Below are 9,810 nucleotides of genomic sequence, written 5' to 3'. Positions count from 1 at the left end.
CGGATCGGGTATTAGAAGAGGGTTTGTATTTATGCCATCCGGATTTAAACCATGAAATTGTGCTTGATATATTCAGCTTTGAATTTGATTTGTATAAAATCAGATTCTTTAATTAAAACAAGAAAAGCAGATTTTTTTACTATCGCAAGATTTTGAATTTTACATTATAAAAACACAACATTATTTAGTAATAGCTATTTTACTTTCTCTAAATGACTTTTTATTTAAAGATATTTTATAAATAATAAAAAAACAGGAGTGTGCTTGTTTAAAGACACTCCTGTTTTAGCTAATTGCAAACGCTACCTTTTTATATCAATCTAATTAGGTGCTCGTTGCAAACGAAGCACCAGTGTGGGAGACCTTGTCCAGCTTGGATAGACTTTTTAGTCTAACAACTATAAAACAATTTTAAAACGATACTTCCATTTTTTTTCCATCTAATCCAACCCTCAAAAATTTTCTTATTAGGACATCCCTCACAATTATTGTTACATCGAACTTTAACCCAATCGCCATCAATTGTGATACAATTAAAACTAGTATTTTCAAAATCAATATTTATTTTTTTTGAATTAGAAGCTGGTTTTAAAAGCAGAGGGTTTTCTTTAGTTGCTTTACAATAAAAAGATAATATATATTTTTTTAAGGTTAAAAATTTCATGGTAACATCTTCTTTTATCAATTTGACTTCATCTCCGACTTTTATTTCATAAAACCCCTTTATAGTACTTTTTCTAGCTTCAAAGTGAAATATATAATAGTCGCTATAATAAGCCAAAATTTTGCTTTTGATTTTTTCGCAGGTTGGCTCATTACCCTTAACTGATTTTATTTCTGAATAGATAGTTTTATTGATATTTAAAATCTTATATGAAGTGTTTTCATTATAAGAATTAGAATACAAGAGCAATACATTGTCAAATACTAAATTCTTATTTGAATAGGTATTACAAGAAATTAATAATAATGGTAAAACAAGTAATGAATAAAATTTCCTAGTCATATTATTTTTTATTAGTTATAAGAACTTGTTGAAGTACTCCTCCCAAGTATGTTAGACTTGGATTATATCCTTGCATGTGCAAATGGTTTGTATGGTCAGATCCAATTCCTCTATCATTTGCTGAAGATGTATTATCTAATAAAGTACCATTGAATCTTTCTGAAATCATATCTTTCCAACCAAATTTATAAAGAGAGGCATTAAAAATGTTTTGACGTGCCACATCAACATTTTCACTGCCTAATACTACCGCTCCTCCAGAATAATCAGTTCTTAAATACCTAAGATCTCCATTAATTCCATTTTTATGTGAAACACTAGGATCTGGAGATTTACCATCAGACAAACTAAAACCATTTATAGTCAAGTCTGTTGTATTGGTTGCAGATAAAGCCCCAATTATTGAAGCCATGGCATCTCCTCTTATATATGACCTATATTCATTACCAGATTTAACACTAAAAGCAAAAGAAGATTCTGCATTTTCTGAATTAAAGCTAAAACTTGAAGGTAATTCAATTAAACCTGAATCGTTTTTGTCAAAACTGTTAACAAGCTCCATATTCCCATTTTTATTTTCAACATAGAAACGATCGAATGTATCCTCTGTTTTACCAACTGTTATTTGACCGTTAGAGTGAATAAAGTAATCATCTGGAGGTAAAGCCATCATTCCATCTGGATCTATAAAAAATACAGGATTATTAAGAGCATAGGTATAAGGGCTAAATCTACGAGATTTCTCCGCTAATGGATCAACATTCATCCAACGACCAAGTGCAGGGTCATAATTACGTGCTCCATAGTCGTACATGTTAAGCCCCAGCTCGTCCTGCAATTCTTTTCCGTTGAATTTGTACTTTAGTGCAGGGTTGGTGGAATTGACTATATTATTGCCGTTTTTGTGTTTCAATCCAAATGGGTAATAACTGTTTTCTTCCAGAATTTGTAATGTTGGGGTCAAAGTTTGACTAATGTCCTTGTAACTTAATCTTATATTTCCCAGATGATCCTTATATTGATAAACATATTCAAAAATTCCTCCATTTATTTCTACGTAGCCTTCAGGTTGGTTAAAGAATTTCAAAACAATAGTATTGCTTTCTTTAGGTTTTGAGTATTGAAAATTCCCTGCATAGTAAGTTTCTGTTGGTGGACCTTCCATGTAAACACTTTTCTTTAATTTTGTTCCTAAAGCATCATAGACATAAAATATCATATAATCATCATTGAATAATATTGATATGGGTAAATTTAAATGGTTATATGTTATATTCATAGGCTCGACTTTCTGTTTATTTTTGTCAACAGTCATATTTCCGTTAGCATCATAAAGGTAATCATTATCGCTATTAGGCCCATCTTTAAATCCTTCACTTCCATATGTAGTGGTTTTAGCATTATCATCGACTTTTAATAATTGATTTCCATCGTTGTAAGCATAATTCAAATAATCTATCATTGTACCACTATTAGGATTAGCTGGATCCTGCATATAACGAGATAGCCCCAGGATATTGCCATTGCGATCATATCTATTTACATATTCATTAAATTTAGAAATAAAAGTATTATTCTCACCATAATTAGCATCCGTAAGTCTGTTTAGCGCATCAAATTTATAATTGTATTGTTTTAAAACAGTACTACTTTGTGTTTTCCAAGAAGTACTGCTAATGTTACCATTATAGAGTGGCTTATTTTGGTTATAAACGGCATTAGATGGTCTGGCTATTGTATTGTAATTTATCCCATAACCAAATAAATCCACGTTCAGATTATTTGGATCATTAATATTTTTAAGCCATCCTCGAATGTTATAGTTATAATCTACCGTTTGTAAACGAGACTGTGTAGTTTTTCCTCCAACTCCTTTGCTGACCAATTGTCCTAATTCATCGTAAATATTTTCGCTAATTACTTCAATGACATCACTATTGTTTAATTCCTGCGTTATTTTTTTAAGACGGCCTGCCGCATCATAAGTATAGATATCTTCAACAATAATAACAGTTGTTCCTTTTGTATGTGTAGAAATTCTTTTATATATCTGGCCGATAAAGTCTAACTTGTTTGACACAACATCTGTGGTAGCTAAATAACTATTTTTGTCTACTGAATATATTATGCGTCCTTTTTCATCATAACCTTTAATGGCCGTAATCCAATTATTTGTTTGCAATACACGCACTTTGCTTCCTGTGATTAGGTTTTTAGTTAAGTATTGTGTACTGCTTTCATTATTGTAATTAATAATACTAACTCCTTCAGTTGTTGCCGGAAGGGTTAGATTAGTAGTGTCGAAGCTATAATTGTCATAGTAATTAACTGTGTAAAGTTCTATATTTGAGTTTGGGAAATTTGTGTTAGTGTAATATGAACTATCATACCCAGTGCCTGAAGTAACTTTTGACTCATACATTTTAACAGTCTCATTATTTTGAGTGTCAAATTGATTTTGCATATTAATTCTTGTGACATGGCTTGTATTTGTATACATTCCTGTATAAACCGGTCTGCCAAAAACATCATATTTTGTAAATAGCCATTTATTATTGCTTCTTAAATTTACATCCTGTGTTAAGACAGGCCTGTCTAATTTGTCGTATATGATATATTCCCAGTCCTTTCCGGGTAATTTTTTTTCAACAAGTCGGTTACGTGTATCGTATTTGTACTGATAGATTAAGTTATTAAAAGTTTCTCTATTAAGAGTGGGAACAGTAAAGTTAGTCTGATAATCAGAAAGATTTACGGATAAATGAAAATTGCAATATCCATCTTCATTTGCATACACATTTGCGCCAGTAGAAGAAAAATACAGTCCACCATCTTGAATATAGGCATTACCCCCAACAATAAGTTCTCCATTTATATTTGGCATCATTATGTTTCCCAGAGACATGTTAGGTAAAGTGTGGGTAAAATACAAGTCTGCAATTTTTCCAGTTTTTATTACTTCATGAGTAAACACTTCTGCATAAAAAGAACAATATAATTTTCCACCAGATATATATACAATCATTTCACTATAAGGACTGTCGTTTACAAAAAAGTTTACATCATTTTCATAGGTATCCAGAAAAACTTCTTGCTCTTGAAATACTTGATTTAAATCACTGTATGTAAGAGTTTTGGGAGGCAATACGTAGGTCAGATTTCCATAGTCATCATATACATAATAAGTGTCATGCCATTTGCCGGCATCAAAAGTCCGTTTTAAAACAATACGGCCTTCCTTGTCTTTGAATTCTTCAGTGGTATGATCGTTGGGATAAGTCTGGCTGGCTTGCCAGTTCTCATCTTTGGTCACTGTTTTGTATAATTGTGAAGGATCATAAATACCTTCATCTTCAAGGTACGGATTTTCGGTGTTTCCACCTATGAAAGAAACTCCAAAACGTCTCACCTGATCGGCATTGGTATTGGTTTGGTAATCGAATCTTATTTCGTGACCGTTTCCAAGTTTCCAGTCATTTCCGGGAGCGGCCTGCTTCATGACCCTATTGAGGGGCGATGCCTCAAATTCTTTCTGGGAATAGGGATTAAGGGTACTCTCGTATTTTGTGACATTATAGAATGTGCCCACCTCTGTCAGTCCAGTTGTCTTGAAATCCAGTGAAGCGGGAGCAGTGGGCACATAGGGCAGATACTCTTTTTCCTGACGGCCAAAAGCATCATATTCAATTGGGGTAACAATATCCCTTCCAGTAGGGGATTGCTGGTGGGCTACTTGCTGGACAGGACGGCCAAGGCCGTCGAAATAGGTAACGCTTTGGCTGGCTTGCAAGGCGGTAGGATTTGTAATACTGGTGGACGTTGGTTCTTTGTAAGTAGTGGTCTTTATATAATTTTCGGTCTGGGTTTGGCCAATTGCCATAACTGGAAGTAAAACTAAAAGAAGGTGTAGTGTTTTTTTCATATGAAATGTAATTTCACGTTAATAATACTTTACAAAGGCTTTAAGCTCCTTGTAGTTAAATTTTATTTAATTTGTAAAAATTTTTCTTTTTTTAAATGGATTTTTATATTGACGACTTATAAAATTTCGATTGCCATTCATTTATCACATTTAAAAATCTAATTATTGCGGACAGCCGTTAATGTCAGTGACATTTATTGTTTTAATTATTTCTTGTCCACTAACTAAATCTTTAACTTTACACAAAACTTCAAAATAAGGACAACAATATTGATCAATAATGTAAGCTACAGCACTGACTGAGGAAGTTTGAATGCTGTAGTTTTGAACATGTTTTTCCCAGGTAAATTCATATTTTCCGGAACCATTTACTATATTATCACTGTTTATTCTAAGCACGACCTGTTCTCCTAAATTAAAAATTCTCCCTTTGTGTTCTTGAAAAATATCTGGCACTGTCATTCTCTTGAATAACTCAACTTTAACCGGATAGGAAACAGCTACATCCTGAGTAGTCATATCTTTCACTTGACAAGTAACTGTAAAACCTGGTTCATGAGCAACTGTTGATGTGATATTTAAAAATCCTGTGGTTGTAGTAAATACTTGATTTAAATTTTTATTATTTACTGTCCATTTAAACGAGTAATTTCCTGATCCGGAAGCTGGAACTGCTGTAAATGTCAGTATGTCTCCAACAATAGCTTTGCTTTGAGAACTACTGATTTTAATTTCTAAGGGCGGTAATATAGCCTTATAGTTGTATGCAGTATTTGAAATTATATTATTATTCTTGTCTCTGGTCATTTTAAGACGATTGAATTCATCATATTCATAACTAACCTTGTATCCTTTAGGATCAGTAACTGAAGTAACTCCTACCAAAGGCTTATAAGTATATGTTGTTATCATCGCATCACGAAGGGAGGATCGTAAACTTTCAATTTGAATACTATCATTTTCTGTATATCCTTCCAAAGTATTTTGACCTGACAAATTTGCTAAAATAGCTGAACGTGTCGCGTTTTCAATCTTTGCTATAGGATACTGCTTATTATAACCCCAGAGATAAAAAATATGTGTGCCATTTTCTTTTGATACTTCCTCTACATTCCCACTACTGTCATAATTATTATAAACAACTCTATTTTCCAGATTATCAGTTCCTTTTGCTGTTTGTATATTACTGGACAATATTAAATTTTCAGCCCATATATCATACTTTGTCTTCGATACTGATTTTTTTTCCTCGTTAACAGTGTTACCATTAGAATCAATGCTGCCAACATAAGAGCTAGTTTCAATAGGAATTTCAATTCTATTTTGATTTATTAATGCTAACTCTGCCTGCGTAGCAGAACCTGTACTGATATCAAGAGGATATTTTATGACTGTCGACTGGAGTTTCCCTTTACTGTTTTTTGTCTGCTTCTTGATTAATTGATTATAATCGTTATAAAAATAATTCGTTTTTATAGATATAGAATCATTTTTATAGAAATCAACTGTTTCTTCGCTTAATAAATTCTTTTTAAATGAATTTGCAACATAAACGGTATATTCATCTTTAGTATATATTTTATCATTTACAAGATCGTAGAAATCTACATATGCAGAATAATTATAACCATTAACGTGATTATAAATTACATCTGCTGAAATTGGATCAAAATTTTCATTTAAAAAGGTCAAATGACAGACTATTTTTTTTCTAAATTCTGTAAATAAAACTCCACTCAAACCATAGCCATCATCGTACAGATTATTTTTTTTCTGAACTAAAACATGGTCATTAGCATTTTTCTTGTAAATATTTGTCTGTAATAGATTACCCCAATCAGCTTCTCCTTGATTAAAAGGAACCATCATTTTCAAAGTATTACCCTGATGACGCTGCTGTGAATACGCATTCTGACTGACTGAGTATTTGTACTCCGTATATCCTGAAGTAACTCCAAGACTATCCCTTTCTACAATTACATTTTCATAACCAATAGCATTAGTTTGACTAAAATCAACCCCTTGCACCATTGGATTAGAATTAATAACCACATCATTATAAATATATGGAGCTGGGGCATTTTGAAGAAAAAAATCATACCCATGCCACTTTAAAGTCGCAACTAAATTTTGTACACTTTCTGGTATTTCAGGAAAAAAATTATCGTTAAATAATAATCCTGAAGATTTTTTAGAATCAAAACTTTTTGTGTACTTGTACTTTAATTTTATTGGTAACGAAGCGGCATCACTGTAATTTCTGACCTCTTTAATCCTTAAACCTCCTACACATACATTACTATTTTCATCCTTGCTAAATGTTGGCGGAAGATAACTGCTGTTAAAGTCTATCATATTATTTTCAAAATCATATTGAGTACGGCCGCCTGTTGGATATTTAATTTCTTTTAAAATAGCGAATGTAGAAAGGTATGGGTTTACATCCCTATTTGCCCCATCATAATTACCTCCTGCAAAAACAACTGTAGGAAGAAGTTTTTCATTGTTTTCCGCGCCATTGTATAAGCCCCAATAATCCTTTCCGTAACTCATTCTGGAAGAGGGAATATTATTTTCATTATAAGTAAAATAATGAACTAAAGGATTACCATTTTGACTATTTGGTTTTTCTTCAATAGAAGTCAGTAACATCCACTTTTCTTCTGGCTTAGTCGTCGTGCTTAATGAATTAGAAATGTATTTATACTTAAAATCAAACTGCTTTATTAAAAAGTCATTTTTATTAAATATTTTTAGATTACTTAAATTATAACCTTTAGGATCTAAAGTAAAATTATTAAGGCCTTTAACAGATAAATCTTCCCGCACGTTTGAATTTTTGTTAAACAAAACATACCCATTTTTAAAATTAATTCTAGAAATTACTTTTAAGTTATGTCTTACAAACTGCGTCCAGGGTGAAGCTATAAGAATTTCTTTATAATGACCTTCTCCATATGCATCACTAAATGTTTTCTTTTCAGGAATAACAACAGGATTTTCATAATATTGATCATTATATTCAAAGGTTATCGAATCTTTGTGATTTGCAGACATCATTACTGAAGGCTTCCAGGATGTTGTAATTTCTCTACTGGCATTTTGATTAAATATTTCAAATCCCTTTTCATGAATATCAAAAATAAAAATGGTACCATCTGTTGCTATTATTTTAAAACTAAGAGATTCACTAGTAAAACCATTCTGTATTTTAATTATTTTTATATTAGATTTTGGAAAAGTTATAAATTGTTCAGAGGATTCATCATACATAAACCTGCCACTTTCACCAGGCAAGTTGTAATAGAAAACGTCTGGGCCTAAATCGGTAGTATATGGATTGTTGTATGCAAATGCTCTAAACAATTTTGCTGAATAAGAATCAAAATCAGTTTGATAATAATCTAAAAATGTTTCATTTGAACCCCAGGCGTAATTCCAATTATTGAAAAATCCCTGTGCATGCTCGTCTTCAATACCATTAACACTTCGGGTAATTGAGGGAATCGTTTGCAGGGACCAACCTAATCCCACATCAGATGCCAAGGCATCAACCTTATTTCCTCCTGCATGGTAATTCAATGATAATGGTAAATTAAGACCCGGCGTTTCGATATTGTATAATGGAATACTGATTTGAGGAATTCCAGTAAAAGTACCTATGGGCATTGAGGCGTATTTACTTATTTCAGCCTAGTTAGGATTTAAAGGAGTAATTACTGGCAGCTCTTGGCTATAACTTATTTTTAAAATAAACAAAAAAAAAGGTAAAAATTTCTTCATGTAATACGGTTAATATTTTATTTAATAATTCGACCATTTTTGGTCTTTTTCGTTGTAATTTTCATTACTAATTTTTTATTAGAACTCCAGCTTATAATTTTTCCAATGATGTTATGAAAAATTTACTTTAGAAACAATTTTCTACACTTTGTCTTAATCATTAGTTGTGAAATAATAATTATATATATTATACAGCAATAAGATTTAATAAATACCTTGTTTTATTAGTTGTTTATGTGGTAAGTTTTGTTTAGTTAAAACCCTTGGGTTGTAATTATGTCTTGCTCAATCTAACAACTTCAAAGAGTGTTAAAAAGATAGCTAATTAATAAAATAAAAGCTATAATATCAAAGTTATAACAAGAAAAATTTTAAAAATTTCGTTTTTAGTGCTTAAAGATCTGTAAAATAATATCTTGTGTGTGTTATTATATAACAAATTAAAAAAAACAGTTTTTAAGTTAATCTTGAGCAATTATCATTTTATTTGAAGATGCTTAAACAAATATGTCTGATTTCGATAGCTTTAATATTGCCATAGTTTAGTTTGTGGATTGTTTAAATAAAACGTAATTAAATATGTATGAATATTAGGGGCTATTTCAATTCTTTTTCAAGCATTTTGATGGTTTTTTTTGGAGTTTCTTTAGATTTGACATAAATAATAAGTTTGGTTTGCTCCAGTCTAGCCAAATTTCCTAAGCCAGACCAAAACGATGCTCCTTCATTGTATGCCATAATTTTCTGGGCTTGTGTATAAGTCATTTCCCCCTTTTCAATTCGCTCTATCACAACTAACTTAAAAGCTTATATTATAATCACGCCGTGAGCGTCTGAAACTGGGGTTTCATTGATTTTCATAATAAGTCGATTTAGTGTCAACTCATTTCAGGACGAGACAGAAAAACAATTTAGGAAAGGTTCAAAGTATCACTTCTTTTTCTTATCCTCAAGTTTCTTTTCGATTAGGGCAATGATTTTATCTGTAGTGGCTTCTTTGTCAAAGTATTTTAAGAAAGCTACATATCCGGGATCTGAATTTTGATAAACTGAATTTGGATCACGCAAAATGTTGTCTTCTGTAATTTCCATATCACCC

General features: G+C 31.5%; 3 protein-coding genes and 1 pseudogene. All 4 read right to left on the bottom strand.

All coding sequences use genetic code 11. The features are described from left to right. Window positions 1-391 precede the first annotated feature (391 nt). On the bottom strand, window positions 392-1,006 hold the full coding sequence (locus tag FLACHUCJ7_RS24940; protein WP_180910944.1) for a hypothetical protein: 615 nt from the start codon (window positions 1,004-1,006) through the stop codon (window positions 392-394). Window position 1,007: 1 nt separating this feature from the next. Then, window positions 1,008-4,928: a DUF6443 domain-containing protein gene (locus FLACHUCJ7_RS24935; protein WP_180910943.1), complete on the bottom strand. Its 3,921-nt coding sequence runs from the start codon at window positions 4,926-4,928 to the stop codon at window positions 1,008-1,010. 162 nt (window positions 4,929-5,090) lie between these two features. Continuing rightward, complete coding sequence (locus FLACHUCJ7_RS24930) at window positions 5,091-8,597, bottom strand: RHS repeat domain-containing protein (RefSeq protein ID WP_180910942.1); 3,507 nt, start codon at window positions 8,595-8,597, stop codon at window positions 5,091-5,093. Between the two features lie 717 nt (window positions 8,598-9,314). Next, window positions 9,315-9,522 (bottom strand): annotated as a pseudogene (locus FLACHUCJ7_RS24925) (IS3 family transposase); the annotation flags it as partial. Window positions 9,523-9,810: the final 288 nt, after the last annotated feature.

The organism is Flavobacterium salmonis (assembly GCF_903819435.1).
Lineage (GTDB): Bacteria > Bacteroidota > Bacteroidia > Flavobacteriales > Flavobacteriaceae > Flavobacterium > Flavobacterium chungangense.
The sequence above is the reverse complement of the archived record's forward strand: the minus strand, read 5'-3'. Positions and strand labels throughout refer to the sequence as shown.